This is a genomic window from Amphritea sp. GJ51-11, from assembly GCF_055808735.1.
The window spans coordinates 3,484,946-3,511,164 of record NZ_CM147881.1; the positions used below are offsets into that span (position 1 = coordinate 3,484,946).

The 26,219-nt window shown below is 44.9% G+C and carries 24 protein-coding genes, 1 tRNA gene and 1 pseudogene; 15 read left to right on the forward strand and 11 right to left on the reverse strand.

Annotated features, from left to right (window positions below):
* Positions 1-121 precede the first annotated feature (121 nt).
* The 3 genes from rpoD to AC0L4K_RS15640 all read left to right on the forward strand — a co-directional run bounded on the left by rpoD (position 122) and on the right by AC0L4K_RS15640 (position 3,056).
* Positions 122-1,927, forward strand: coding sequence for an RNA polymerase sigma factor RpoD (gene rpoD / locus AC0L4K_RS15630; protein ID WP_417223858.1), 1,806 nt, complete (start codon positions 122-124; stop codon positions 1,925-1,927).
* 209 nt (positions 1,928-2,136) lie between these two features.
* Positions 2,137-2,213, forward strand: a tRNA-Ile gene (locus AC0L4K_RS15635).
* Between the two features lie 282 nt (positions 2,214-2,495).
* Positions 2,496-3,056 (forward strand): sce7726 family protein, encoded by a 561-nt coding sequence (locus AC0L4K_RS15640; protein WP_473267088.1) that lies wholly within the window; start codon positions 2,496-2,498, stop codon positions 3,054-3,056.
* Here the strand turns inward: AC0L4K_RS15640 and AC0L4K_RS15645 are convergent.
* From AC0L4K_RS15645 to AC0L4K_RS15655, 3 genes are read right to left on the reverse strand one after another with little or no spacing between them, the layout of a single operon-like run.
* The gene (locus AC0L4K_RS15645) at positions 3,036-4,115 is read right to left on the reverse strand and encodes a beta family protein (protein WP_473267089.1); all 1,080 of its coding nucleotides are present in this window, start codon (positions 4,113-4,115) and stop codon (positions 3,036-3,038) included. The two genes, AC0L4K_RS15640 and AC0L4K_RS15645, sit on opposite strands and share 21 nt — an antisense overlap.
* Positions 4,105-4,998 (reverse strand): ImmA/IrrE family metallo-endopeptidase, encoded by an 894-nt coding sequence (locus AC0L4K_RS15650; RefSeq protein WP_473267091.1) that lies wholly within the window; start codon positions 4,996-4,998, stop codon positions 4,105-4,107. The genes AC0L4K_RS15645 and AC0L4K_RS15650 overlap by 11 nt, the downstream gene beginning before the upstream one ends.
* Entirely contained in the window at positions 4,995-5,675 is a 681-nt protein-coding gene (locus tag AC0L4K_RS15655) for a hypothetical protein (RefSeq protein WP_473267093.1), read from the reverse strand. The genes AC0L4K_RS15650 and AC0L4K_RS15655 overlap by 4 nt, the downstream gene beginning before the upstream one ends.
* 613 nt (positions 5,676-6,288) lie before the next feature.
* Here AC0L4K_RS15655 and tnpA (AC0L4K_RS15660) point away from each other — a divergent pair.
* Genes tnpA (AC0L4K_RS15660) through tnpC (AC0L4K_RS15670) form a run of 3 tightly spaced genes read left to right on the forward strand, consistent with a single transcriptional unit; the run spans position 6,289 to position 8,603 of the window.
* Positions 6,289-6,675: an IS66-like element accessory protein TnpA gene (tnpA, locus tag AC0L4K_RS15660; protein ID WP_473266831.1), complete on the forward strand. Its 387-nt coding sequence runs from the start codon at positions 6,289-6,291 to the stop codon at positions 6,673-6,675.
* Positions 6,672-7,019 (forward strand): IS66 family insertion sequence element accessory protein TnpB, encoded by a 348-nt coding sequence (tnpB, locus tag AC0L4K_RS15665; protein WP_473266830.1) that lies wholly within the window; start codon positions 6,672-6,674, stop codon positions 7,017-7,019. Before tnpA (AC0L4K_RS15660) ends, tnpB (AC0L4K_RS15665) begins: the two co-directional genes overlap by 4 nt.
* Before the next feature lie 51 nt (positions 7,020-7,070).
* On the forward strand, positions 7,071-8,603 hold the full coding sequence (gene tnpC, locus AC0L4K_RS15670) for an IS66 family transposase (RefSeq protein ID WP_473266828.1): 1,533 nt from the start codon (positions 7,071-7,073) through the stop codon (positions 8,601-8,603).
* A gap of 210 nt (positions 8,604-8,813) precedes the next feature.
* Here tnpC (AC0L4K_RS15670) and AC0L4K_RS15675 read toward each other — a convergent pair whose 3' ends face one another.
* Entirely contained in the window at positions 8,814-9,815 is a 1,002-nt protein-coding gene (locus AC0L4K_RS15675; RefSeq protein WP_473267095.1) for a hypothetical protein, read from the reverse strand.
* Between the two features lie 115 nt (positions 9,816-9,930).
* Here AC0L4K_RS15675 and AC0L4K_RS15680 point away from each other — a divergent pair, with 115 nt between their 5' ends.
* From AC0L4K_RS15680 to AC0L4K_RS15695, 4 genes are all read left to right on the forward strand, one after another.
* Positions 9,931-10,131, forward strand: coding sequence for a helix-turn-helix domain-containing protein (locus AC0L4K_RS15680; protein ID WP_075107923.1), 201 nt, complete (start codon positions 9,931-9,933; stop codon positions 10,129-10,131).
* Positions 10,132-10,210: 79 nt separating this feature from the next.
* Positions 10,211-11,038 carry a replication protein RepA gene (locus AC0L4K_RS15685; RefSeq protein ID WP_473267096.1) on the forward strand — a complete coding sequence of 276 codons (828 nt, stop codon included), beginning with the start codon at positions 10,211-10,213 and terminating at the stop codon, positions 11,036-11,038.
* Between the two features lie 346 nt (positions 11,039-11,384).
* Positions 11,385-12,110: a hypothetical protein gene (locus tag AC0L4K_RS15690; RefSeq protein WP_473267098.1), complete on the forward strand. Its 726-nt coding sequence runs from the start codon at positions 11,385-11,387 to the stop codon at positions 12,108-12,110.
* A 9-nt stretch (positions 12,111-12,119) separates the two neighbouring features.
* The gene (locus tag AC0L4K_RS15695; RefSeq protein WP_473267099.1) at positions 12,120-12,662 is read left to right on the forward strand and encodes a hypothetical protein; all 543 of its coding nucleotides are present in this window, start codon (positions 12,120-12,122) and stop codon (positions 12,660-12,662) included.
* A 27-nt stretch (positions 12,663-12,689) separates the two neighbouring features.
* On the opposite strand, the gene istB is transcribed toward AC0L4K_RS15695, so the two are convergent.
* Together istB and istA are read right to left on the reverse strand one after the other, a co-directional pair.
* Positions 12,690-13,430 carry an IS21-like element ISVch3 family helper ATPase IstB gene (gene istB / locus AC0L4K_RS15700; protein WP_473267100.1) on the reverse strand — a complete coding sequence of 247 codons (741 nt, stop codon included), beginning with the start codon at positions 13,428-13,430 and terminating at the stop codon, positions 12,690-12,692.
* 10 nt (positions 13,431-13,440) lie between these two features.
* A pseudogene (istA, locus tag AC0L4K_RS15705) lies at positions 13,441-14,974 on the reverse strand (IS21 family transposase).
* A 567-nt stretch (positions 14,975-15,541) separates the two neighbouring features.
* Between istA and AC0L4K_RS15710 the strand changes: the two are divergent.
* From AC0L4K_RS15710 to tnpC (AC0L4K_RS15730), 5 genes are all read left to right on the forward strand, one after another.
* A complete protein-coding gene (locus tag AC0L4K_RS15710) occupies positions 15,542-16,534 on the forward strand; it encodes an AAA family ATPase (RefSeq protein WP_473267102.1) in 993 nt (330 codons plus the stop codon).
* Between the two features lie 18 nt (positions 16,535-16,552).
* Positions 16,553-18,781, forward strand: a complete 2,229-nt coding sequence (locus AC0L4K_RS15715; RefSeq protein WP_473267103.1) for a S8 family peptidase — start codon at positions 16,553-16,555, stop codon at positions 18,779-18,781.
* Between the two features lie 67 nt (positions 18,782-18,848).
* Positions 18,849-19,142 (forward strand): IS66 family insertion sequence element accessory protein TnpA, encoded by a 294-nt coding sequence (tnpA, locus tag AC0L4K_RS15720; RefSeq protein WP_473267104.1) that lies wholly within the window; start codon positions 18,849-18,851, stop codon positions 19,140-19,142.
* Positions 19,142-19,492 carry an IS66 family insertion sequence element accessory protein TnpB gene (gene tnpB, locus AC0L4K_RS15725; RefSeq protein ID WP_473267105.1) on the forward strand — a complete coding sequence of 117 codons (351 nt, stop codon included), beginning with the start codon at positions 19,142-19,144 and terminating at the stop codon, positions 19,490-19,492. The genes tnpA (AC0L4K_RS15720) and tnpB (AC0L4K_RS15725) overlap by 1 nt, the downstream gene beginning before the upstream one ends.
* Before the next feature lie 24 nt (positions 19,493-19,516).
* Positions 19,517-21,043 (forward strand): IS66 family transposase, encoded by a 1,527-nt coding sequence (tnpC, locus tag AC0L4K_RS15730; RefSeq protein ID WP_473267106.1) that lies wholly within the window; start codon positions 19,517-19,519, stop codon positions 21,041-21,043.
* 439 nt (positions 21,044-21,482) lie between these two features.
* On the opposite strand, the gene trbL is transcribed toward tnpC (AC0L4K_RS15730), so the two are convergent.
* Genes trbL through AC0L4K_RS15755 form a run of 5 tightly spaced genes read right to left on the reverse strand, consistent with a single transcriptional unit; the run spans position 21,483 to position 25,211 of the window.
* Complete coding sequence (gene trbL, locus AC0L4K_RS15735; RefSeq protein WP_473267107.1) at positions 21,483-22,706, reverse strand: P-type conjugative transfer protein TrbL; 1,224 nt, start codon at positions 22,704-22,706, stop codon at positions 21,483-21,485.
* A gap of 1 nt (position 22,707) precedes the next feature.
* A complete protein-coding gene (locus tag AC0L4K_RS15740) occupies positions 22,708-22,923 on the reverse strand; it encodes a hypothetical protein (RefSeq protein WP_473267109.1) in 216 nt (71 codons plus the stop codon).
* Positions 22,924-22,925: 2 nt separating this feature from the next.
* Positions 22,926-23,708, reverse strand: a complete 783-nt coding sequence (gene trbJ / locus AC0L4K_RS15745) for a P-type conjugative transfer protein TrbJ (RefSeq protein ID WP_473267110.1) — start codon at positions 23,706-23,708, stop codon at positions 22,926-22,928.
* The gene (locus AC0L4K_RS15750; protein ID WP_473267111.1) at positions 23,708-23,968 is read right to left on the reverse strand and encodes a hypothetical protein; all 261 of its coding nucleotides are present in this window, start codon (positions 23,966-23,968) and stop codon (positions 23,708-23,710) included. Before AC0L4K_RS15750 ends, trbJ begins: the two co-directional genes overlap by 1 nt.
* A 46-nt stretch (positions 23,969-24,014) precedes the next feature.
* The gene (locus tag AC0L4K_RS15755; RefSeq protein ID WP_473267113.1) at positions 24,015-25,211 is read right to left on the reverse strand and encodes a tyrosine-type recombinase/integrase; all 1,197 of its coding nucleotides are present in this window, start codon (positions 25,209-25,211) and stop codon (positions 24,015-24,017) included.
* Between the last annotated feature and the right edge of the window lie 1,008 nt (positions 25,212-26,219).

A 26,219-nucleotide genomic window follows, 5' to 3' on the forward strand; every position in this document is an offset into this window, starting at 1 on the left:
AATAGTCTATTTTTATAAGGGATTTATCCCTATAAGCTTAGACCGTCTGTAGAATTCCCCCCCGAAATCGCTATAATGTCGGGCTAATTTTTTTCACTTTTGTCATCACTGAAGGGCAATTATGTCAGATACCTCAAAGCAGCAGTCACGCCTCAAGGAATTGATCGCAAGGGGTAAGGAACAAGGCTACCTTACCTATGCTGAAGTTAATGACCATCTGCCAGAAGATATTGCTGATCCGGACCAGGTCGAAGATATAATCCGTATGATCAACGATATGGGTATCTCGGTCACCGAAGAAGCACCGGATGCAGAAACCCTTCTGATGACCGAAGGCGACTCCGCTGAAGAAGCAGATGAAGAAGCTGTCGCCGCGCTGGCGGCCGTTGAATCAGACGCAGGCCGCACCACCGACCCAGTACGTATGTATATGCGTGAAATGGGCACGGTTGAACTTCTAACCCGTCAGGGTGAGATCGAAATCGCCAAGCGGATTGAAGAAGGTCTACGTGAAGTCATGGCCGGCTTAGCCGCCTTCCCAGGCTCGGTTGACGCTATTCTTGCCGCTTATGATATGACGGTTGAAGAAGAAACTCGCCTGAGCGACATCTTCAGTGGCTATATCGATCCTGATGACGGCGTTGAAATCCCCTCCGCAGCACAGCAAGCAGAAGCTGCTGACGACGATGACGATGACGAAGAAAAAGAGCGTGGTCCTGACCCAGAGGAAGCCAAACGTCGTTTTAACCTGCTACGCAGCACCTTCGACACCTACAAGAAAGCCGTAGAGAAAGAAGGCCGTAACAGCAAAACCGCCGCAAAAGCATTCGAAGAACTGGCCGACGCCTTCTCGCCGATCAAACTTTCGCCTCGCTATTACGACATGCTGGTCACCAATGTCCGCAGCTCCATTGATAAAATTCGTAAGCAAGAACGTACGATCATGCAGATTTGTACCCAGCGTGCAAAAATGCCACGTCGTCAATTTATCAAAGAGTTTCCTGGCAATGAAACCAACAGCGAATGGCTAGATAACCTGCTGAACTCTGATACGGATTACGCCAAAATACTCAGACGTCATGAGATTGAGCTGCGCCGTGCACAGAAGAAACTGGTTCAATCTGAACAAGATATCCACCTGACACTCAACGAAATGAAAGAGGTTAACCGTCGCATGTCGATCGGTGAAGCCCGCGCTCGTCGAGCCAAGAAGGAAATGGTTGAAGCCAACCTTCGTCTGGTTATCTCCATTGCTAAGAAATATACAAACCGGGGCTTGCAGTTCCTTGATTTGATTCAAGAAGGCAACATCGGCTTGATGAAAGCGGTTGATAAGTTCGAATACCGTCGCGGCTATAAGTTCTCCACCTATGCAACTTGGTGGATTCGTCAGGCCATTACCCGTTCGATTGCCGACCAAGCACGGACTATTCGTATTCCGGTGCATATGATCGAAACGATCAACAAGCTGAATCGTATCTCCCGTCAAATGCTTCAGGAAATGGGTCGTGAACCCTCTCCAGAAGAGCTGGCTGAACGTATGGATATGCCGGAAGACAAGATTCGCAAGGTACTGAAAATCGCTAAAGAACCTATCTCTATGGAAACCCCCATCGGCGACGATGAAGATTCCAGCTTGGGTGACTTTATCGAAGACATCACCATCGACTCTCCGGTCGACTCTGCCACCGGTGAAGGCCTACGTGAAGCGACTAAAGAAGTGCTAGCCGGCTTAACCGCCCGTGAAGCCAAAGTGTTGCGTATGCGTTTCGGTATTAACATGAACACTGACCACACCCTTGAAGAGGTGGGTAAACAGTTCGATGTCACCCGTGAGCGAATTCGCCAGATCGAAGCAAAAGCGCTTCGCAAGCTACGTCATCCAAGCCGTTCAGACCATCTGCGCAGTTTCCTAGACGAACATTAAAATCTTTTAAATCAGACCGTTGCGCCCATAATATCCTGTGGTATTATGGGCGTCCTCTCCCAGAGAGCGGCTTTAACTCAGTTGATCTATAGCCCTAGCGCTTAACATCCACACTGATTTAGTCATAAGCCAAACCCTATGGGGGCCTTTAGCTCAGTTGGTTAGAGCGCTCGACTCATAATCAATGAGTCTAAAGAAAAAAAGAAAATGGGCCTTTAGCTCAGTTGGTCAGAGCGCTCGACTCATAATCGATCGGTCGCAGGTTCAAGTCCTGCAAGGCCCACCATTTTCCTAATATAAATCAACAAGTTAAAAAATTTATTCACCCTAAAACTTATCTCCCTTGGGTTCACAGCCACGTATCCCTCAACCTCAACTTATTCACACCCTACACCAAATAAAAACTCCATCAATACCTGGGTTACACTCGGGTTACATTGACTAAAAATAGCCTCGCCTATTCTGGTGAGCAATAAGCTCGCCTTGCTAGTATTTGAACTAGCACATCGATAAATCAAAGCTAATCACATATAATTCAAATAAATTTTCGAAAAGAAGAGGGGGATGCATGAAGCTAAACGACAAAAGAATTAGAGCCGCACTAAAAGTAAAATTACAAAACCAATCTTCGAAGCCAAAAGCCATTATCGATGAACTCCATGTATGCAATGGCAACGCCATTGCTGACGTAGTAGCTCTTTACAATGAAGCTCACTGCTTTGAGATTAAAGGCAGCACAGATAAAGTAGAACGTATACTTACGCAAGGCAGATACTACAACTCATCATTTCGAAAAATCACTCTTGTAACAACCACAAACCACTTAGACAAAGCGTTAAATATTTGCCCTGACTTCTGGGGAATTATGATTACTACTGAAGACAGCAAATCGAACTTAAGGTTCAGACATATACGTGGAGCAAAAGTGAACCCAGAGTTCTGCAAGGAAATGGCTTTACTAACGCTTTGGAAGAGTGAAATGCTCTCCATACTCGACGAACAGAAACATAAAAGAAAGCCACGAGATTTCTTAGCGCAACTAATTTCCAGTAATAAGAAAAAAACCGAGCTAAGCATTAATATCTGTGACTTGCTAGTAACTCGGGAACTAGAGAAAGCAGTCTGCTAGAAAATTTTTAACAGTATATGATATATGCGCATCAATGGAGGGCTTAATGACCGTATTTACCCAACACTGATCACCATCTCTACAGCTTTTTTGATAGAAATAAGCATCACCCTTGGAATATTCGGGCCCTCGAAAAAAAGCTTTGGAACAAAGAACTTCTGCAAGGTCGTAGTATTGATCTCGCCCTTTTGTCTTTAACGATCCACCTCGGATAAAGTAATGCTGCCCTTCAAATGAATAAATGAATTTTGCCGTAATCCGCCCCTGCATCTGATCTCTTGGGATATCAGCTTCAGAATAATCTGGGCTTATCGTAGTATAATCGCCAAACACATACTCTGCTGCTCCCATACTTAAAGCAGCGCCAAAAACATTGACTTCAACCCTTTCGACATACTCCTCACTGTTTGAAGAGAGAACCTCTGCTACCGAAGCAGGGATGGAGGAACCTGAAACAACAATTCTTCTAACAGGGTAGGACGATACGAACCTCCTGGTGAAAGCATCTATCTGCTTAGACAATTTATCAGAATCTAAATTTGAACAAACCCTACAATCAAAAATCAAATCCACCATCTCAAAAAGGGAGAACACTGGATTCAGCATATTCTCTATATCTTCAACTACAGCATCAAAATTCTGAAAATCCTCAGGTGTTACCCTAAAAGCCACATAACTTGACGACACAACACCTTCCCCTTTCCCCTTAATCACACTGGCCTGGTGATCGTCGCTTCGATCTATAGATACTACAGGAACAAGCGGGAAACTTGAAAACGCCTCTAAAAGAAAAGAATATAAATGCTCACCTTCAACCTCTAACCCATCATTAAGGTCATATATATCAAAGTAAAATTCCTCAAGCCCACCTAGATACCTTTTGAACTTTTTTGCGAGACGAATAACAGCAGGCCCAATCTCTTCAGCCTTATCGCCACCCTGCTTTTTAGGGTAATCAAAAAAAGGAACTAGCTTCTCCGTAATGCTTTCATCCAATTCAGCAAGGGCATGAACCTCATTTTGTTTACTTTTTAGAAATGGCACATACTTAACTTCCATGAAAAACGATCTCCCTTACATCATACTCATTTACAATCTTGCTATATGCCGTGTAATTACCGAACTCTTTTCGTAACATGCCAGCTATGATGGCTTTATGCACACCCATTTCATTTGCAAATTTTTCAATAACCCCAAAGCTTTTGTTATATTTTGGCTCACAGTTCCGCCATATTCTGCGCTCTACAAAAGTATTCTTCGCCAACCTATTAGCAGACACTTCTATTTCACTGTCAGACTCATAATCGAAATCTTCAAGAATAGCGGTATCTAAAGTATCCATATGCAGATGCAGATGTGATAATTCATGCAATAACGTAAACCAGAAGTTATCAAGACGCGGATACCTAAGGCTCATTCCAACAACCGGATTTCCTGATGCCACCTTGAAAACTGCCCCATCAAGTTTCATAGACGGAAGAGTTTCCATATAAATCAGTATAATGCCGAGATCTGAAAGAATTTCGGGGAGCTGAGGCAAGACTCTCACATCGACGCTTAAACGAGATATTTCTCGTAATTTATCTTTACTCAAACCATCAAACTTGGGAACACCTTTAAGTAGAACCTCCATTTCCCCTTGTGACTTAACTTTCGATAACCAAAGTGAAATCAAAGACGCATTGGCAGTATCAGATTTTCGGTATAAAGCAGAGCCGCGTTCTCCATGAACATCTCGAAAATAATCTACTAGTGATGTGGAGTCCCCTTTAGCACTAATCCAACCGCGCCTAATCAACTCTTTTTGAGGTAGAGCATTTAATCTCTCTTTATATATTATGTAGCTGCTATATAGATCCGAAGCCGTGGATCCCAGAGCGTCACCTGCCACCGAAAAGTCAGCCCATTCGTGAAAGCCAGTTTTTTCATCATCCTGATTCATGCTACCCCCAACAATTTGCTAGCCTCAATTCCAGGCAGTTCAAAGTAGAGCAAACTATCCTTATTTTTTTCTGCCACATTCACCATTTTCAATTTTGAGTAATATTCACTGGCCTGCGGTAAAGAATGCAATGAGAAGCCAGGAGACAAGCCTAGCTTATTAACAGAAAAATCGAGAACAGCCCTAAGTAATACAGAGCCAACCCCTAGAAACGCTCTATCACGAACTAAGCAGCTTCTATTCCAGGGAGCCACTGCCAGAAACTCAACATAAAAGATATTAGAATCCTCAAGCGCACTATCCTTAGGATGGTAAATCAAACAGGCTGCCTGAGGCAGGCCCTCAGCGTACAGGTAAAACCACTCATATTCGTCTCCCGTAGTGCCAACTGACTTTTTAAACCAACTCCAGTGATGATCTTCTGTTTGAATACTATCTAAGACTTCAGTAAGTTTATTATCATCAAAGTCCTGCCTTTCGATATATTCAAAAAGCTCAAGGTTAGATCGCCCCCAACTCTCATCACACTGAAATGACGAAGCGATGTTCCAACCATGACAAACCTTGTAAGGGAATACATCTCCAGAAATATGCGTTAATTCCCCTTCACCTACAACCTCTGATTTGGTTTCAATTTGACCACTTTTTATTAACTCTTTTATGTCATCCAAATTCACAACGGCCTCTTCCTCCATGAGTTGCGGGTTACAGTAAAAAATAGCACTAGGTATTTTACCCTAGATAGCGAACATCACAAAAAAAGGAGGCATATTATGAATTCAAGACATACTATCGGCGATAACAATTCTTAAAACCGTTCATAACTCAATCAAACACAACACTTCCCTGCGAATAAAAAATATTAAGGATTCTCCTTAGAATTCTGGCGTAACTGATACTGCGACCAACAACAATATCAACAAAGTTTGATTTAAGAGCATCACGCTGATTTTGTTAAGGGCAATATCGCTTCTTACCACAAGCCTCCTAGAAAAGACTTCCTTTATTTACCTTCATAGAACCCTCTCCCTCAATTCAACAACGCTTGCACGTAAGCGCTTGTTAAAATGAGCACCACTACGAAACTTTTGGCTCGCATTGACTCTGAATATACTGTTACTTTCCTGTTTTTAAGCTGTTGTTATCTTAGTTATCCACGCATAAGCGTACACGCTCATTCATAGATTTCCACGCATAAACGTACACGATTTGTAAGCGTCGACTGCTCACACGTTGCTTGAAAATAAGTGAGATGCGAAGTTCCCATTTAAAAATAGATGGGAACGTAACATGCATAAATCCACACTACCGCCACGACGTCGATATCCCCCCGAACTGAAACTCAAGATAGTTCATGAAGCGATTACAGGCCCTGAGTCTAAGGCGGCGATTGCGCGTGAATATGACATCAACGCAAATATGTTGTCGAACTGGATTAGAGAGTTTCGGAACGAGGCTCGCTGGGTTAAGAAAGCAAACTCGCCCATGATACCTATGATTGTTGTTGATGATTCAACTGATCAGCACGCGCCAAATCACCAACCATGTGCGCAGACACCAGAGTCGACACGGCCCTCTATGTCAGTTATGAGTATCCGGTTTAACTCAGGCCATCAGCTCAATTTGAGTAATCCGACGGATACCCAGCTCGGTCAGATCTTGAGGGCACTGGTATGATGGGGTTACCTTCAGGTACACGTGTTTGGCTGATCGCCGGTCATACGGATATGCGCAAAGGCTTTGATGGTCTTGCTGGTGTTGTCCAATATCAGATTGATAAAAATCCCTTTTCAGGGCAGCTCTTTGTGTTCCGAGGAAGGCGTGGTGACCGGATCAAAGTGCTATGGTGGGACGGTCAAGGACTCTGCCTGTTTTATAAGCGTCTTGAACAGGGCCGATTCGTTTGGCCTCAGGCGAAAAATGGCGTTATTCATCTATCGACTGCGCAGCTCTCTATGCTGCTCGAAGGGATAGACTGGAGAGCTCCCAAACGTACTAATCGACCACATTTGTCTGCTTGAAAACCTAATAAATACGGGGATTTCAGAGGGTGTTCTGATAAAATATACCTCATGAAAATGACCGCTGATTCCCTGCCCAATGATCCTGAACTGCTCAAGCAGATAGTGCTTTCTATGCAGCAGAATCTGACGGTGGAGCGGACCCGAAATGAGCATCTTGAGCTACGTCTTGCTGCGCTGCTTCGGAACCGTTTTGGCCGTTCCAGTGAACGCACAGATAGTACTGATCAGCTTGATCTTCTGATCGAAGATACCGAAACAGCGATCGCTCAGATATCTCCAAACTCCACAGTGTCTGCGCGGTCATCTTCCACCTCGCGCGGCCGTAAACGCTTTAGCGAATCACTCCCGCGTGAAGAGCACCGCCATGAACCCGCAAGCTGTCACTGTCCTGACTGTGGAGGGAAGATGAAACTAATCGGGGAAGACCTCTCTGAGATGCTGCACGTGGTGCCGGAACAGTATGTGGTTCTGCAACAGGTTCGCCCTAAGTATGGCTGTAGTGCTTGCGATCAGATCGCTCAAGCACCTGCGCAAGAACGCGTCATTGATAAAGGGATCGCCTCGGCTGCACTGATCGCTCAGGTCATCGTTGATAAATACGCAGATCACTTGCCACTCTATCGTCAGGAAGGACGCTTCAAGCGTTCAGATATCGAACTGGATCGTTCGACGTTAGCGGGTTGGGTTGGCCGTGCCGGTGCGCTGTTAGAGCCCTTGGTGCAGGCCATCCGCACGCATGTGATGTCAGCACACAAACTCCATGCGGATGATACAACGGCACCAACGCTCAAGCCCGGAAATAACAAAACCCTAACGGGGCGCTACTGGAACTACGTACGAGATGATCGTCCCTGGGGAGGCGATGCAGCGCCTGCTGTTTGGTTCCAGTACAGTACCACCCGGTCAGGAAAAGAACCTGCCGCTCACTTGAAGGGTTATCGCGGGATCATCCAGACTGATGCTTATGCGGGTTATAACCTTGCCGTTCAGTCCGGCATCACGCGAGCGGGTTGCTGGGCTCATGTCCGCAGAAAGTTCTTCGAGCTTGCTGAATCGACAAAAAGCCCTGTTGCGCTGGAAGCCGTTGAACGAATAAACGCGTTGTATCAGGTTGAAAAACAGATCAAGGGTAAGCCGCCGGATGAACGGCAATATGATAGGCAGAAAAATGCCAAACCTTTGATGGATGATCTGTATACCTGGTTAGATCAGACCCTTCGACAATGCTCTAAAGGCTCGGCTTTGGGACGAGCGATCAACTATGCTCGCAAACAATGGGATAGCCTGACGCGGTACCTTGATGATGGCCGTATAGAAATAGACAACAACGCCGCTGAGCGGGCTATCCGCCCACTAGCGCTGGGGCGGAAGAATCACCTATTCGCCGGTTCTGAGGATGGAGGGCATTATGGTGCTGCGCTTTATAGCATCATGGGCACAGCGAAGCTCAACGGTATCGACCCAAAGGCCTACCTGACAGCCGTGCTAAAACGGATCAACAATACCAAGACCACAGATATTGAAAGTCTGCTGCCTTGGAATATCAATCTCAATGACTCTCAGGTAACCGAAGCGATTTAAGGTGTGAGCAGTCTACGCTTACCACGATTTTACGCATAAATATACACAAATCTACGCATAAACGTACACGCCAGCACCAATCTACACCTTACATTTCAATAAGTTAACCCACCCCCTATATACACCTTTAATAACCATATATAGATATGATCCTGTAGTTATTAAGTAGTTCATAAAATTTCGCATGCGAAAAAACCGGGGCCAATCAGACTACAGAAAGGCCCTTATTTCTTTTAAAGAATAGCCACACCGCCCGATCCACGAATGGTAAACACTCCTAACTCGCCAAACTACTTTAGCCATAACCTCATCAGTATCTATACCGGATGACTGAAACGGCCAATCAATTTGTTCAAAAGGCCAATTATAGATTAACCATTCTTCTGACAGGTCCTGGCTAAAAAGTATCTCAGAAAGCGCTAGTATTAACTGCCCAAAGCCAGATGAACGGTAAAGCATCAAATCCCCTGACAGGCTACTTTGTATAAACCTAAAACAAAGTGTCGCCGTCGCGAAGTCTAAGGCAAGCCTTTCAAATTCATCTTCATCAAAGAGGTAAAGCGGCGAAATAGATACCAGCCACATTAGCAGGCAAGATAGACTATATGGATCATAGAATTTCAAAAACGAGTCATCAATACGCGGCCCTGGATAAAGCCCCTGCTTATTCCAGCCCATCCTTGCATAGTGCCCCTTGAGTTCATCTGATGATACCAGCAGACCAAAGCAATCGCTATAAAGGTCTTCTTCAAACTCAAACCGCTTAATAGTCGCCAATCGCCCAAAACATGGGCTCCACTCTGAATTCAGCTTGGAAAGAATAGTATGAACTACCTCTGCAGAAGCCCTATTTTCTTGAGATATATTAAGTTCAGACCAGGCATCTAGGATAGAGAAATGCCTACTCGCACCGCAACACAATGACTTCCCGGCATACAAGTAATTACGCTTAAAGCCCTTATTCTCAAGCTGTTTTACCGTTGTTACAGAAGGGTCTTGAGATCCTTTCCACCAATAAAAGAATTGTGTCGCTGAGATGCTTACACCCAGCTTACCTTGGACTTCATTTTCAACCTTCTCTCCTTGCGGTCTATGCATATCTGCATCATCAATAACAGCACTCTTTAATTCCCTTGCCCATAACATTGTCCTGAGCTTTTGAGTAGGACGATTTCGCTCCTCCTTTCTCGGCCGACCAACTTTCCTTCCCATAGAAATTCCATTCGGATTAATTAATAAAATAATACAATTTTACAAAATTAATAACAGAATAACCCTATGTAATTATGTATATCAATTCATAACTCATTTATTCGGATTAATTAAAATGAATTTCTATACAATTGACCAAATTGCAGAACAATTACATATGACTGTCGGTACCATTAGGAACCGTATCTGTAGAGGAGAGCCGATGCCTCCTTCAGTCAAAGTTGGACGTAGACGCTTATTTCCTGAAGAAGATTTCAAGATTTGGATTGAGCAGAGAAAGCACAGCCAAAATCATCAAAATTTGCACTCTCAGTAAAGGTTTAAGAAACCACATGAGACCGTGCGATCGAAAGTTAATTAAGGCAAGCGTGTACATCCAGGAACGAGACCCGTGGATGAGTGGAGAAGTGTGCTTTATGCCTAGAGAGTTGATTATGACAACTCTTCCTCATAGACAAATCGCTGGTTCAGAATACAAGCGAATCAACGGGAATCACATACTATCGATTCTTACCCCCTCTGAGATAGGTTTACCTTGGGGAAGTATTCCTCGCCTAATTATCTGTTGGATAACAACAGAGGCAAAGAAAACAGGTAGCCGGGAAATACAACTCGGCCGCAGCTTTAACAACTTCATGCAACAAGCTGGGTTAGGCAAAGCAACTGGCGGAACTAACGGCAGCCTGCCTCGTATCCGCAAACACGCCCAACAACTGTTCAGTTCTACAGTATCATTCCATTCAAGTAACAAGGAAAAATCAACGGAGCGCGGATATAGGTTTGCAGATGAGCATTCGGTGTGGTGGGAACAATCTACTGACAGATTAAACGCCCCTATAACTGTCACCTTATCCGCGGCATTCTTTCATGAAGCTGTAAAAAATGCCGTACCGTTAGACTTGACCGCAGTTAGAACATTAAAGCAATCCCCGCTAGCCCTAGACATATACTGCTGGCTAACTCATAGGTATTTCAAAATGAAACACTCAACGCGCATTCCTTGGAGTTCAATAGCCGAACAATTTGGAACAGGCCATATGGAGCTTCGACAACTTCGCCGTCACTTCCTACGAAGAATACGAGAAGTAGCTGTTTTGTATCCTGAAGCAAGATTTGAAGTAACTGGTGAACACCTCATTCTGCATCCCAGCAAGACTCATGTACCTGTGAAAAGAAATCCTCAAAAGTGGCTGTTAGATGCTAAGCCTCTCTACGATCAGTAGGGCTCTATCTGTTTCTATCCATACATTTCCCTAAAATATCTGAGAAGGGCCGCTAAGCAGCTCTCAAACACCGAATATTGACCGCTACCAAAAGTGGACCAAGAGTAGAAAGTTAGCTCCAGCCCCCTTTCCTCCCACATCTAAAAGTGGACAAATAGTAGAATCAGCGCACTCTCTTGGTATGAAGTGGGCCCTAGCTGCTTAATTAAATAAAATTAACCAGATTTAAGTAAAATTAACCAGATTTAACCAAATTCTACCGGATTCCCCCTTCTCTCCCTCGCTAACCTGCTGAATTAAGTAAAATTCACTAGATTACAGTTACAGTGGATGGCAGGATGTGTGAATGCATATGCAAAACGAGTTTTACATATGCATTCACTTGGCTTATTCGCTCTACCGAGCTCAACAGGTCCTGGTCTTCGACGATGAATGGCTACCGCCATTAGAAGCAAATAACGAGGTTCAAATGGAATTTGATACCATTACTAAATTTATTTTTGGTTTAGTTTCAACACTAGGAACATTTGCAGTCATTTTCTTAAGCTCTCACCAAGCAGCTCAAGCAAAAGCAGAACTATTGGCTAAGTTTGAAAATGCCTTAAAGAAAGAGCAGAAGCACTCAGCAACTGAGCTATTCAGGCTTTTACATGGCCTACGTATGAATTACTCGGACATTGTAGAACTAGTACAGCACGATGATTGCATCAAGATTATTTACGCAATCAAAAAAACACCTGGACTAGTTAGATACGAACAAGGGAACTTCAAATACACCAAAATTGCTAAAAATCCGATATTCAAATTTATTGATCTCTGGATAGCTAGAATCGGAATTACTGTATTTGGACTACTTACAGCAGCGTCCTTATTAATGCTTTCCTTGGGCGATGGAGGCACTGCTTTAGCAGGATTCATTTTTATGCTTTTTGGAGCTTCTATGCTGGGCATCCAAATAAGGCAAAGTCGACATGATCAAATGGTTGCCAACATCATTCAATACGATAAAAATAACGTAACAAGCCATAGCGAAACGCCCAATACAGAAACTAAAGAATACCAACAGCCGTAAGAATCAGCCATGGAAAAAAATGAACTCATCATTGAACTACTATCCTTAGCTTCAAGCAACAACATAGCCGCAGGGCTAATCGTCGCTTTAGTGGCTCCATTGATCATAACGTTCTTCAACTTCTTCACCAATGAAACCGCTCGGAGGAAAATTAATGACGTTAAGCTATTAGCCGAAGTAGATGCGCTGACTGGCGGCAACAAGTCTAAACACTATAACCAGCAACTTAGAAATGAGATCGATAGCTCAAAATACTTTTCTAAAATTTCTTCAGGAAAAAGAGAAGAAACATCAAAGCCAATGAGTCTTGCCGAGTTGTTCTTTACACTACTCATTCCCGTTCTTTTAGCTATCCTAGCTATTCTTAAGCCCGGAATTCATAGCGCTGTCATATTTTTAGCTTCAACACTATCGATCTTTCCAACAATCTACGTTTCACGATTCTTAATGAAGCAACTACCTGATACTTATTGGCGTTTCTTAATATTAATAGTTATTAGTGCGTATTTCGGTGATTGCGAACGCTTGTTTCGGTTTATTCCGAACACCTGAACCAGCACTTTTTCTCTTTCCCTATTTTTACTCTAAGTGTTCGGATTGCGCCAGTTTTCTCATTGACTCTCCTCCCAATTCTATTCGATGACTATTGTGAACTAGACGATCCATTAGAGCGTCTGCGACGGTGGCGTTGCCGATCATGTTGTGCCACTCCTTGACAGGTAACTGACTGATGACGATTGTGCTGCTGTTTTGGTAGCGGTCTTCAAGCACTTCTAACAAGTGACCAGCATGCTCTTGAGTCAGTTTTTCCATCCCCCAGTCGTCTAGGATAAGCAGGGCTTTTTTAGCGAGAGACTGAAGTTGCTTTTGATAGCTACCATCCAGACGACCTGCGGTCAGATCATCAAGCAAGCGAGTTAAGCGGTAGTATCTGACGGTTTGCTGTTGGTCGCAGGCGCTGGTTGCCAGAGCGCAACCAAGATAGGTTTTTCCTGCACCTGTTGGGCCTGTAATCAAGATATTCTGGTGCTTGTGCAGATAACTCCCCGTCAGAAGTTCGCTCATCTGTTTGCGATTGAGGTTTCGTCCCTCCTTGTAGATGAGTTGACTCGGTTGCGCATCCACTCTCAGCTTAGCTTGTCGTTTTAAGCGTTGTATTTTGCTCTGATTACGGTTCAAGATCTCGCTTTCCAGAAGCAAGCTTAACCGCTCCTCGAAGTTCAGCTCTGCGTAAGTGGTCAGTTGCTCTTGTTGCTGCTCTAACGCTTTCGCCGCATGGCTCAAGCGGAGGCTTTTGAGTTGATCATTAAGTGCGTTCATATCTTTTCTCCTAGTGATAACAGGTCGGGCCTCGAACATTGCTGTGAACAAGGTTCGGCGTATTCGCTTTGTCTTTACTCAGTTGCCCTTCACGATTGTTCTTGAGTAGATTGTTGACAGAAGGTGTAATTGGGTTTTGTCAGCATCAGTGCATCTTTACAGGCTTGCTCTAGGCGCGATTCACCATGGGCTTTGCTTAGGTTGAGTAACCCCAGACAAGAACGATAAGACTGCTCTGGATGAGGCTTGGAGTTAAGCATCTTATTGACAACTTCTCGTGTGGCTGGGCCGATATTGGCTCCCCAGTTGAGTAAGCGTCCAGGCGACCACTTTTGATGTTGATGATTACTCGGCATGTGCTCTGGTTGAGTGCTGTTTCCGTGCTCCCTTTGGCTACGTGGGTGCTGAGCGACCAAGTTACCTTGATGGTAGATTTGCACCAAACGGTTGGAAGCTTCCAGTTCGACATGATGGCCAACAAGCTGATGAGGAACCGAGTAGTAATGGCGGCGATATTCGATGTGATAATCAGGCCCCACTTTGGCTCGTTTGGTTTCGGTATATAGGTATCGCTGCTTAGGCAGTGGCTTCAATGCAGGTTTATCGAGTTTGTCGAACAGCGCTTTACGACTTGCACCATACTGTTTCATCTCACGTTGATTTAAGTCATTCATAAGCTCACGGATGGCCAAGTTCAGCTCTTTGAAGGTATGAAAGGTTTGGTGTCGTAGCCGCATCATGATCCAACGTTCCACTAGGAGCACGGCATTCTCTGCCTTGGCTTTGTCTTTCGGTTTGTAGGGGCGAGCAGGCATCACAGCAGTTTGATAGTGATTTGCCAGTTTTTGATAGCTGTCATTAAGTCTTGGCTCATAGCGATTAGCTTTGGTGACCGCGCTACGCAGGTTATCGGGAACCAAGAGCTGTGGTACACCGCCGAAGTGTTCGAACACATTCGCATGCGCCTCTAACCAGTAAGACTTACCTTGACTAGGGAAGGCTTCAACATAGGTGTAATTTGACGCGCCTAAGGTCGCTACGAACACTTCGGCTTCGCGCACTTCACCTGTATCAGGGTTGACGACTTGAAGCCGAGGCCCGCAGTAATCGATAAACAGCTTGTCACCTGCAACATGGAGCTGACGCATGCTGCGCTTTTGGGTTTTGAACCAGCGAGTGAAGTGCTCGCAGAACTGAGTGTAAGCGTAAGCCTGCTCTTGATATTGCTCATGGTATTCCTGCCACAACAACATCTTTGTCATGCCTTTACGCTTGAGTTCGACAGCGTACTGAGCGAAGTCTGGCATGACCTTGTGTCGACTGGCTTTCTTCGAATGATAAAGAGCTTTAGTAAGGTCTGTATCACTGCAACCTTCTGGGAGAGGCCAGCCTATCTGACTTTGCTTAAAGCGAGCGACAAGTTCTGAGACTGTTGCAAGACTGACATTGAGACAACTGGCAATACTACGGTAGGACAACCCACACTCGTACTTAAGGCGTAATACCTCTTTGATTTTGTTCATTGGCGTTCTCTTTTTAGCCATTGTCGCTTCCTTACGTTCTTTTTTAAGAAGTAAAGAATAGCGAGCTATTGATTTAAAAGAGAAAAAGGAAGGATTTCGGGCATTCCGAACGCGGTTTTCGCTATTCCGAACGCTGATTTCGGAGTTCGCTTAAAAGTGTTCGGATAATCGCGGAATGTGCGTTCGGATTAAACCGAAATAGGTGTTCGGGTCATACCGAAATGGCTGTTCGGAATGCTCCGAAATACGCAATTAGCCTACTTATCTTCTCGTTCACTTTATGGTTTTCTGCATATATCGCTGGGTTTGACGAGACGTTTGCTCCCAAGTAGTGGCCCCTCCTCCCCAGAGAAAGCTTCTACAGCTATTCAACTTTTAGCTCAAAACTGGGATGCTCAGTTGAAGTTTTCTATCTCATGTATTCCTATGGATTGCTCAAACTTCGAAAATATACGTGGTGTCACTCAGATTTGAAGGTTAGAATTACACAAGGAGAACCGTGGATAAATCGCATTTCGGTAATAAGAGAATTTACCTGTAAGCCAACTCACAACCAAGGTTCTACCGCCTAGTTTTGGAGATACAACAATGGCCACTGCAGACCAGCTAAAAGCACTACTAAAAAGTCACGCAGATCGTGATGATGATCGCTTTTACTCTATTGCTCTTCAAGTGGCTGCCAAGGAGGCTAGGCAAGGGCATAACAAGCTAGCTAAAGACATCAAGGGGCTTGTAGAGAAGTCCCAACAGAGCGCTAAGTTAGAAGTAGCCCCAACTAAAGCCCTTCCTTTTACCCACAAAGCAAAAAGTGAACTGAATGGTCTTTTAGAACTTACTCCTTTAAGCGTAAGAATAAGTGAGCTTGTTTACTCTCAAGATATAAAAGAACGGTTAGAGCAAGTTCTAATTGAACAACGCCAAAAAGATAAACTTAACAGATTCGGGCTCCACCCGAGAAGAAAGCTCTTGTTTACCGGTTCACCAGGAACAGGTAAAACCATGTCAGCCTCAATGCTGGCCACAGAGCTAAAGCTTCCACTTTACACCATCGTGTTAGACAACCTTATTACTCGTTATATGGGTGAAACGGCAGCAAAGCTCCGTCTCATTTTTGACCATATTAAAAGGACCAGAGCTGTTTATCTCTTTGACGAATTTGATGCGATTGGCGCCCAAAGAGGCGCTCCAAATGACGTAGGTGAAATCCGACGTGTACTCAACTCTTTTCTCCTTTTCGTTGAGCAAGATAGCTCTGAAAGTGTAATTGTTGCAGCTACAAACCATCCCGAGCTTCTTGATCAAGCTCTATATCGCCGCTTTGACGACATCATTAAATTTAAAAAGCCTCACAAAGACCAAATATCCCTTCTTATTGAGAATCGTTTAGCTATATTCGATACACATAATCTAGATTGGGATGAGATATCAACTACTGCTATCGGCCTCAGCTCAGCTGAAGTAACAAGATCATGTGAAGACGCAGCAAAAGAAGCGGTTCTTAATTGCGAAGGAAGGATCTCCACTGACATTTTACTCAAGGCTCTGTCTCGGAGACATTCAGGTAGCTCAATTAATAAGTAAAGAATAATAAGGATAGTTATGCCTGGTGATCGGAAGCACTTGAATGCAGGACGTTTTTTTACTGAAGAACAGTTCAAATCGAAAAGGTTAGGTAGAAACCCTGGGGCTCCAACAAATGACAGGAATACCCATGGAGCTAAATTAGATAGGCAGTATCAAGCAGTACTTAACCAATACACTCAAATTGAGGCAAACAGAGAACAGCCTATCACCGAGGATGTTGGTATCTATGTCGAGGTAGTAAGCGCAGAAAATTGTAAGCTACCTTTAGATAGCCTCGATAATCGTGACTTCAAGCTATGTGCTCACAAAGTCACTAAAAACCGAGAAATAGCAACTGTTTTTATTCCTGAACTTCGAAGAGCAGCTTTCCATAAAAAAGTTAGACAGTATCTTGATTCAGAAAAAGATGGAAAACCTAATAAAGCTGGTGAGGTTTTCCCTAAAAATCATAATTTATTGGATAGTATTTCTGAAATTAGATTAGCTAATTTAAAATCATTTTGGACGGATCCTGATGAGTTCTACCCAACTGATCCAGATTCTGCAACATGGTGGGAACTTTGGCTCAAGAACTCCGCCAGTCACGACGCTATTAAGGTTGCTAATTTACTCTCTGAGCGACTAAATGCAGAGCTTGGTAATACCTCATTAACCTTTTTTAACTCTGCAGTCTTCCTTATCTGCTGCTCAGCTAACGATTTAAAAAAAGCTCCGGAATTAATAGCCAACTTAGAGGAGCTTCGTAAAGCTAAAGAAACTCCGGAGTTAATTCTAGAATCATCTCCTTTAGAACAGGCCCAATGGACTGAGAATATCAAAGAAAGAATCAGGCGATCAGAAGAAATTACTTGTGCTGTTTCCATCCTCGATTCTGGCGTTAACTATAACAATCCACTACTGAGCTTTGTTTGTGATGAAAACTATTCTGCGACCTGGGACCCAGATTGGCCAAATTTTGATGTCTATAAACCCTTGTCCCCATACAACGACCATGGGTCACTACAAGCAGGTACTGCTACTTTCGGTAATTTGATGCAATTAGCATTAAGTAATGAAGAAATTGACATCACATACGCTATCGAGTCGGGGCGCATTCTACCACCAACTGGTGAAAACACTCCGAAACTATATGGCTCGATCACTGTTGGTACTGCATACAAACTTGAAGCTGACCGACCAAATCTGAATAGGGTGTATAGTCTCGCTGTAACCTCCAATCATGAAAAAGAAAGTGGTCAACCCTCTTCATGGTCAGCAGAAATAGACAAGTTTTGCTCGGGGATGGACGACGGCCACCGTAGACTGTTTGTTATCTCCGCAGGTAACAATAGAGACATCAAAGCTACACCTGACTATTGGGATCAAGTCTCTCTTTCTGAAATCGAAGATCCCGCCCAAGCATGGAACGCTATTACAGTCGGTGCATATACCGAAATGACAACCAATGATGACAAACAATTTGAAGGTTGGTCCCCTTTTGTTCGCCCTGGCGATGTAGCTGCATCTAGCCGTTCTTCTGTTAACTGGCAATGGAAAATACATGCACCTTTCAAACCCGAAGTTGTTGCAGAAGGTGGCAACAAACTACTCTCGCCCGATAAAAAAGATGTAAGTAGTGAAGATGTTGTTTCTCTACTTTCAACTTCAGGAAGGGCCGAGGGACAGTTATTTGAAAGAAATGCAGATACAAGTGCCGCATGCGCTTTAGTATCACGTCAAGCCGCAATATTAAGCACGGAATACCCTGATCTTTGGCCAGAAAGCATTCGTGGATTGATCGTACACTCTTCCGAGTGGACCCCTCGAATGATGGAAAGATTTGGTTTACTTAGCGGTGTACACAGCCCTAAAGTGGCAAAAGAAAACCTATTACGTACAGTAGGATACGGAGTCCCTAATCTTGAGAAAGCTAGATATAGCGCAGATCATAATTTAACACTTATTGCAGAAGGAGAGCTGCAACCGTTTACAAAGAAAAAATGGGCTACAGCTTCTACAGATCCTAAGCTGAATCAAATGAAGCTATACCAACTACCTTGGCCGATTGAAGCTTTACGACAATTACCCATCGAGACGGAAGTAAAGCTGAAAATTACACTTTCCTACTTTATCGAGCCGAACCCTGGACGAAGAGGCTACAGATCAAGATATAGTTATCAATCACACGGTTTAAGATTTGAGGCTATTCGCCCCGGTCAAGATATTAATAACTTCCGAGCATATATAAACGTAAGCGATCAATAAACCCCATCTAATAACTTTGCGACTTACCCGCTAACCTGCACCCTCACAGTAAGCAGAGGGCAACGCCATGACGACCGAACAAAAACGCACTTTTTGGCAAAATCATATCGACTGTTGGCAAGGAAGTGGACAATCACAGACAGCCTATTGCAAGCAACACGGACTGAAACTCGCTAACTTCGGCTATTGGCGTACCCGCTTGAGTAAAACCCAGCGCAGCCATAAATTCATACCGGTCGATCTGGAGCCAAATGTACAGGCCAGAGTATCATTGCCTAATGGCATCCGCCTGGAAGTGCCCGTTCATACTCTGGCCGATGTATTACCGTTACTGAGTCGAGCCGCTCTGGAGGACTACTGATGCTTCGCCCCGCAGACAGTATGCAGGTCTACCTGTATGCCGAACCGGTCGACATGCGTAAGTCTATTGATGGTCTGTCCGTGCTGGTTGAGCAGGAAATGATGCTGTCTCCCAGCAGGGATGCGCTGTTTGTGTTCTGCAATCGTGGTCGCGACAAAATTAAACTGCTGTGCTGGGAGCGTAATGGTTTTATCGTCTGGTACAAGCGGTTGGAGAAGCAGCGTTTCCGCTGGCCCAAGTCTGAAGACACACTCAGCCTCACCGGTCAGGAGCTAAACTGGCTATTAGATGGCTTCGATATTTTTAACAATCGCCCTCATCAGCCCCTGTATTTTGACTCGGTAAGCTGAGCATTCAATGTTAAAATCCGCGCTATGAGCGCGGTAAATACACAATTTCCAAACGACCTTGAGGCGTTAAAAAAGATCATTGAGCAGCAGGCGAATCGCATCGCCGCGCTTGAAGAGTCTCTGCGGCTGCAAAAACTGAAGAAGTTTGGTGCCAGTAGCGAAAAGTCTCCCGACCAGCACGACATGTTCAACGAAGCCGAGCTGTCGGTCGTGGTTGAGGCGTACCTTGCTGAAGATGAGGTGGAGCCAGCGCACACCGAATCCAAAACACCAAAAGCCAAGCCCGGCCGTAAACCGCTGCCAGCGGAACTGCCTCGCGTGCGTATTGAGCATGATCTGTCCGAGCCTGAAAAGCAGTGTCCCTGCGGTCATGAACGCACCGAGATCGGCGAAACGACCAGTGAACAACTAGACATCATTCCGGCGCAGATCCGGGTACTAGTCAACGTGCGCAAAAAATACGCTTGTCCAGCCTGTGAAGACGGCGTCAAAACCGCGCCGCTGCCGCCACAGCCCATCCCCAAAAGTAACGCCAGCCCCGGATTATTGGCTCATATTGCGACCGGCAAATACCAAGATGCATTGCCATTGTATCGCCAGGAAGCGGTACTGAATCGTTCCGGTATTGAGATTCCTCGCAACACTCTGGCCAGTTGGATGATCAAGGCAGGTGAACTGATCCAGCCATTGCTTAATTTATTAGAAGATAAGATGCTGGCCTATCCGGTACTGCACTGCGACGAAACCAGTGTTCAGGTTTTAAAAGAACCTGATAAAGAGGCCTCCAGTAAATCCTACATGTGGGTGCGGGTCGGCGGGCCACCCACGCAACCGGTACGACTCTTTCATTATGCGGACAGCCGTAAAGGTGAGGTCGCCTGTCAGTTACTGGCGGGATATGAAGGTTACCTGCAAACCGACGATTACGCCGGCTACAACGCCGTGGGCTCGGACGGGGTTATCACGCAGCTGGGGTGCTGGGCGCACGTGCGTCGCAAATTTATCGATGTACAGAAAGCGACTGCCAGCAAAAATAAAAAAGTGGGCAAAGCCCATATGGCCGTCAGCTTGATTAGCAAACTGTACGCCATCGAGAAAAAGATCAAAGCCGAAAGTACAGAAATAAGGTATCAAACCCGGCAACAGGAGGCAGTACCGCAGCTTCAGAAGATCCGAGCCTGGCTGGATAATACCTTGTACAGCACGTTACCCAAGGGGGTACTCGGCAAAGCGCTGGCATATCTAGATAAAAACTGGGATAAGCTCACCGTTTACACGAAAGACGGTCGCCTGGCCATTGATAATAATCCGGCAGAAAATGCGATCCGTCCCTTCGTGGTCGGCCGTAAAAACTGGCTCTTCAGCGCCACGGTTCTGGGTGCTAAGTCCAGCGCCAACCTCTACAGCCTGATCGAAACGGCGAAAGCCAATCAACTGGAGCCTTACCAATACCTACGCCATATCTTTGGGCAACTGCCTAAAGCGAAAAGCATCGATCAAATCGAGGCACTGCTACCCTGGAATGTCACATTGCAAGACGTTGTTAACTGACCGCTTACTATAAACGGCCTAGTAGATGTAGAAGATTACGATGGTCCCGAAGGTGATAACGAAGGATGGTTCCTAGGTAACCAACTAAGAACCCGCGGTTCTATTCATTCAGATACTTGGACTGGGAGTGCAAGTGATTTGATTGATATGCACACTGTTGCCATCTTCCCTGTCGGTGGTTGGTGGAAGTATCGGACAGCAGAAGACCGTTGGCAGAACAATGTTAAATTTAGTCTTATTGTTAGCATAGAAACGCCTGATCAAGACATCAACATATACACCGAAGTTGAAAATATGATTAACATCCAGATTGAGGTCTAATCAATTAAACATTCTTAGCAAATCTAAGACGACAAAGAAGATTCCTTCGTCGTCTTAGGTCATCATAAAGAGCATCTGACACTTAACCTAATGGATCCAAGCTAAAAGGACCTCAATATTATTTGCTAGCAGGAGATATGTATTCAGAGCTACCTGCAGGTGATCCTCTCTCCCCTTCAGAAATTGAGTTAATACTAGATAGGCGCTCTGATTTCATGCTGTCTGCCACTCGCGCACCCATAACCCCATGCTGGTTTTGCAAGTTCCCAGCGAGCTTTCCGGCAATATCGGAACCAGTATGTGAAGCTAGGTTCTTAGCAGCCTGGGCGACAGTGCCCATCCCTGTAGCGCCCTGAGCCGAGGCTAGTTTAGCAGCTTCCGCTACAGCCAAACCGCCACCAGTAGCTATTTTAGTCCCAGCCGCTGCGCCTGACGCCGCACCGGTCGCAGCGCCTATGAATGCAGATGCTGCACCAGTGGGAGTTAAACCGCCGCCAAAGGCGGAACCATTGATCATTGCAGCAGCAATACCAGGTAAACGGTTAACAAGGATAGCAATAACTATCGATGCGGCCGCAAGTGTGAGGATCTGGTCCTCTGTCAATTCAACGTCTACTTGCCACTGGAACAATGTTCCCCATGCAACAGCGATTAAAAACTGGAGCAACATTAGCTTAACGCCAACACTAAGAGCGTACTTGAAGTAGTTCACGGTAAAATTATTGGTAAAACGAGAAGCCCCAAAGCCCAAGAAAATAATACCCCCGATTGTTACCAAATAGCTTTCAACTAGAATCAATACCATCTCGGCAGCAATCAAACAGAAACAAATCATGATAATTAGAGCTGGAATCAGTAATATCCAAGAAGTCGGCGAAGTAACACCGATCTCAGAGAATATACGACCTGTGATGATCAAGCCCAGCTCAATAATTGCAGATGGATATAGCTGCGTCTGTGCGCCTGATACGGTAGCTGCATCCTGTCCAATCTGACGCAAGCTGGCGATAATATCTCCAGCCCAATCGAAACCGTTTACAACCAACACCCAGAAGAAGCCAATGACCAAGATCGTACGAACGATTGTCCCCAGAGCATTATCCAGCTCATTGCGACCAAGCCCCAAAGTAATACCCACCCAGGTCAGTTCGATCACGGCCAGAATCCAGAATAGACGTGTGGCGTAATCAGTGATTAGAGCTTCCCAGCTCGCCGCTTCAAATCGGAACGAGGTAAGTACGCCATCTAGGATGTTTTCAGAGTTAATCGCGGCTATGGCTTCACTAGGTAGGATTGCAAAAACGAAGATGACCAGCACTGGTATCGATAGAAAATTTCGCATGCTAAAACCCCTTCCCGTCGTTAACGTCTAAGTCGTTTAGACCGTTGGTGAAGTATTTTTTACGGCTCTCGCACTCCTTGTCAGCAAAGCATTGTGCATCGTACTTTTCCTGCTCAATAACCGTAATTTCGCTATTCAAATTGATCTGTGTAATGCCGTAGCCGGCTCCACCTAAAACCACCGTCAAAACGGTATATATAATCACTGTCCTGTTCATGTTTAGAATCCCTGCCCATCATTAACGTCTAGGTCTTTCAGACCGTTGGTGAAGTAGCTTTCACGGATAGCCTGGTCACGATCCTTTTCAGCCTGGATCGATGTTTCAGCCGCTACACTGAGTTGGATTTGAGACATGATTAACTGTCTCAGTTTCTGAATTTGACGTACCTGCTGGGCAGCTATCAAAGAACCGGCCTGTATCGCCTGAAGCCGTCCAGTAGAAGACTGAGATAACAATTCAATCTGCTGGAGAGTGCTGTTTTCATCTACGAACTGTTCAGACTGCAAGCCAGCGGCACGTAGAGCCGAGCGGATCGAATCCCGGTTGGTTTCAGACCAGTCACGATATTCAGATTTGAAGTTAGCACGGTTGTAGTCTCGGACCAGGTGATCGTCATACGACCGAAACTTAGCCTGGAACTGAGAATCTAGGTTGGTTCCGGAGTAGGCCAAAGCTTCGCCGGTCTGCACAATGCTCGCTAGCTGCTGCAAATGCTGGGTTGCATTACCCCAGATATGGTTAGGCAGGTTAAGCGTGTTCTGAACCATGTTGTTGTACTGGTTCACAAGCTGCTGATACTGCTGGATTTGGTTATGAATCTGCGTTAACTGGTGAGAAACTTGCCTAGTTTCCTGGCTAAGCATTGCCCCCAACTCAGCGTTATTTGCGATCTGAGTTATCTCAGTCGCACCGCCAGTTAAACCGCCACCTCCGGCATAGGTCCAGAAAGATAAGAGACAAAGGATCAGTAAAAAAATCCTCTTTTGAACAGAGTTAATCATTAATCTGTCCTCCCTCTTTCTAAAATACCACCCTCTGAATATCTGCAAATCAGAGCAGTTTTGTTTTCTATTGAATCTACTAAAGCTTTGATCCGCTTCAACGAATCGAACAACTCAGGGGTTCTAATAGGCTGCTGTCCAACCAGTTGTGATGATTGAAATCCAGCCTGACGCGCCAGATTATCGAAATTTTTAAAGAGCAATGATTGAAGCTCTTTAGACTCTCTCTCTACGAAAGGGAGCGATACAACGTTATCCATATACACCATCCTTATGATTTCTTGAGTTACTTCGAGAAGGGAGGAGCTATTCCGGTAAAATTCGCTCCATAAAATATTGCTGAATTTTCTCTGCTGAATGCCTCAACGTTTCGGCTGTCAGAATCACATATCCGGCTGTAACATCATCCCTACCAGTTGCATGATTCATTAGCCTTTTGAGCTTATAGCTTCCAATATCCAGGTGTTCTGCAGAGGTTGCGAATGTTCTACGCAAATCATGGAAGTCACAGCTAGTAGATGAAAGCAGCTTGACCTTAGCTACAACTTTTTTTGGTTCCCTGATCTGCCCATAAGAATTCTCGGCAGCGAATACATACATAGATCCAAAAGCCTTAGATTGTCGTGAGAAAATATCTTGGATCGTATCTGTAATTGGGAGCTCTAAAGGCAAACCATTTTTAGTGTCCATTACAGTAAAAATTTTTGCTCTCTCATCTACATTTCTCCATTGGAGATTGAAAACCTCACCCCGCCTTAAACCTGTAAAGAGAGCAAACAGCATCGCGTCACATATTGACTTCCCTGTTGGTGTCTCGGTAGCTTTCACAGACTGTAGAGCGCGGTAGAAAAGTGGCAATTCACCTGGACGTAGATGTGTTTGTCTACGCCTGACGTTGTTCCATTGCTTACGATGGGAAAGGATTTCAACTGGATTTTCAGAGAAGATTGAACTGCCATCCTGATAGCAGTATTCATACTTTGCGAAATTGAACAAAGCTCGCAAAACTCTCATGGTGAGATCTGCTTGTGCTTTAGATCCTATTTTCGAGTGAATATCAGCAACAGTTTTGCGATCTATAGTTTTTAGGGGCCTATTCAGCTGACGAGCCAAGTGATTTCTTACAACACCTTGATACCCCGTCAACGTTGTTTTCTTAAGACTTCTGGCTTTTTTATAAGCCTCAAAAACCTCAAGTAAAGTAATCTCGGCTAAAGCGTCTACGCGCCTTTTTTCATTAGGGTTCACACCGCCACATAGGTCGGCTAAGTGCTGAAGCGCTAAAGATCTTGCTTTCACTGGAGTTAATACTGGATATTTTCCCAAAGTCACACGAACTGGATGGCCGCCAGAGATACGCTTGAATACAGAAAAGCTTTTGATACCCTTTGGAGTAACACGAAGACGCAGCTCCGGTATCTTATCGTCACGATATTCGATACGGCTTTCAGGAAGTGGCAAGCTTTCTATAGCCTGCTTAGTGAAGTTGAATTGTCTAGTCACACATTCTCCGGGGTCACACTAGGGTTACATCACATGAAGATTTCATATTACTGAGAATGATCTCAAAGTACATACAAAACCTTATATATCAATAACTTAGTTACATAGCGTTATACTATGTGACACCGAATTATATGTTTATTTTTGACTCATAATCGATCGGTCGCAGGTTCAAGTCCTGCAAGGCCCACCACCTCCCATAAATATTCAACAGAAAAAGCTCGACTCAACTCTCTAATAGAGATGTATCGGTCGCAGGTTCAAGTCCTGCAAGGCCCACCACCTTCTACGAATACTCAATGGAAAGAGCTCGACTCAACTCTCTAATAGAGATGTATCGGTCGCAGGTTCAAGTCCTGCAAGGCCCACCACCTTCTACGAATACTCAATGGAAAGAGCTCGACTCAACTCTCTAATAGAGATGTATCGGTCGCAGGTTCAAGTCCTGCAAGGCCCACCACCTTCTACGAATACTCAATGGAAAGAGCTCGACTCAACTCTCTAATAGAGATGTATCGGTCGCAGGTTCAAGTCCTGCAAGGCCCACCACCTTCTACGAATACTCAATGGAAAGAGCTCGACTCAACATCTCTAGTAGAGATGTATCGGTCGCAGGTTCAAGTCCTGCAAGGCCCACCACCTCCCATAAATATTCAATAGAAAAAGCTCGACTCAACTCTCTAATAGAGATGTATCGGTCGCAGGTTCAAGTCCTGCAAGGCCCACCACCTTCTACGAATACTCAATGGAAAGAGCTCGACTCAACTCTCTAGTAGAGATGTATCGGTCGCAGGTTCAAGTCCTGCAAGGCCCACCACCTCCCATAAATATTCAATAGAAAAAGCTCGACTCAACTCTCTAATAGAGATGTATCGGTCGCAGGTTCAAGCCCTGCAAGGCCCACCACCTTCTACGAATACTCAATGGAAAGAGCTCGACTCAACTCTCTAATAGAGATGTATCGGTCGCAGGTTCAAGCCCTGCAAGGCCCACCACCTCCCATAAATA

Excerpts from the sequence above, each read along its gene's own strand:
- rpoD (WP_417223858.1), top strand. The coding sequence starts at position 122 with ATGTCAGATACCTCAAAGCAGCAGTCACGCCTCAAGGAATTGATCGCA.
- AC0L4K_RS15640 (WP_473267088.1), top strand. The coding sequence starts at position 2,496 with ATGAAGCTAAACGACAAAAGAATTAGAGCCGCACTAAAAGTAAAATTA.
- AC0L4K_RS15645 (WP_473267089.1), bottom strand. The coding sequence starts at position 4,115 with ATGGAAGTTAAGTATGTGCCATTTCTAAAAAGTAAACAAAATGAGGTT.
- AC0L4K_RS15650 (WP_473267091.1), bottom strand. The coding sequence starts at position 4,998 with ATGAATCAGGATGATGAAAAAACTGGCTTTCACGAATGGGCTGACTTT.
- tnpA (WP_473266831.1), top strand. The coding sequence starts at position 6,289 with ATGCATAAATCCACACTACCGCCACGACGTCGATATCCCCCCGAACTG.
- tnpB (WP_473266830.1), top strand. The coding sequence starts at position 6,672 with ATGATGGGGTTACCTTCAGGTACACGTGTTTGGCTGATCGCCGGTCAT.
- tnpC (WP_473266828.1), top strand. The coding sequence starts at position 7,071 with ATGAAAATGACCGCTGATTCCCTGCCCAATGATCCTGAACTGCTCAAG.
- AC0L4K_RS15675 (WP_473267095.1), bottom strand. The coding sequence starts at position 9,815 with ATGGGAAGGAAAGTTGGTCGGCCGAGAAAGGAGGAGCGAAATCGTCCT.
- AC0L4K_RS15680 (WP_075107923.1), top strand. The coding sequence starts at position 9,931 with ATGAATTTCTATACAATTGACCAAATTGCAGAACAATTACATATGACT.
- AC0L4K_RS15685 (WP_473267096.1), top strand. The coding sequence starts at position 10,211 with ATGAGTGGAGAAGTGTGCTTTATGCCTAGAGAGTTGATTATGACAACT.
- AC0L4K_RS15690 (WP_473267098.1), top strand. The coding sequence starts at position 11,385 with ATGCATATGCAAAACGAGTTTTACATATGCATTCACTTGGCTTATTCG.
- AC0L4K_RS15695 (WP_473267099.1), top strand. The coding sequence starts at position 12,120 with ATGGAAAAAAATGAACTCATCATTGAACTACTATCCTTAGCTTCAAGC.
- istB (WP_473267100.1), bottom strand. The coding sequence starts at position 13,430 with ATGAACGCACTTAATGATCAACTCAAAAGCCTCCGCTTGAGCCATGCG.
- AC0L4K_RS15710 (WP_473267102.1), top strand. The coding sequence starts at position 15,542 with ATGGCCACTGCAGACCAGCTAAAAGCACTACTAAAAAGTCACGCAGAT.
- AC0L4K_RS15715 (WP_473267103.1), top strand. The coding sequence starts at position 16,553 with ATGCCTGGTGATCGGAAGCACTTGAATGCAGGACGTTTTTTTACTGAA.
- tnpA (WP_473267104.1), top strand. The coding sequence starts at position 18,849 with ATGACGACCGAACAAAAACGCACTTTTTGGCAAAATCATATCGACTGT.
- tnpB (WP_473267105.1), top strand. The coding sequence starts at position 19,142 with ATGCTTCGCCCCGCAGACAGTATGCAGGTCTACCTGTATGCCGAACCG.
- tnpC (WP_473267106.1), top strand. The coding sequence starts at position 19,517 with ATGAGCGCGGTAAATACACAATTTCCAAACGACCTTGAGGCGTTAAAA.
- trbL (WP_473267107.1), bottom strand. The coding sequence starts at position 22,706 with ATGCGAAATTTTCTATCGATACCAGTGCTGGTCATCTTCGTTTTTGCA.
- AC0L4K_RS15740 (WP_473267109.1), bottom strand. The coding sequence starts at position 22,923 with ATGAACAGGACAGTGATTATATATACCGTTTTGACGGTGGTTTTAGGT.
- trbJ (WP_473267110.1), bottom strand. The coding sequence starts at position 23,708 with ATGATTAACTCTGTTCAAAAGAGGATTTTTTTACTGATCCTTTGTCTC.
- AC0L4K_RS15750 (WP_473267111.1), bottom strand. The coding sequence starts at position 23,968 with ATGGATAACGTTGTATCGCTCCCTTTCGTAGAGAGAGAGTCTAAAGAG.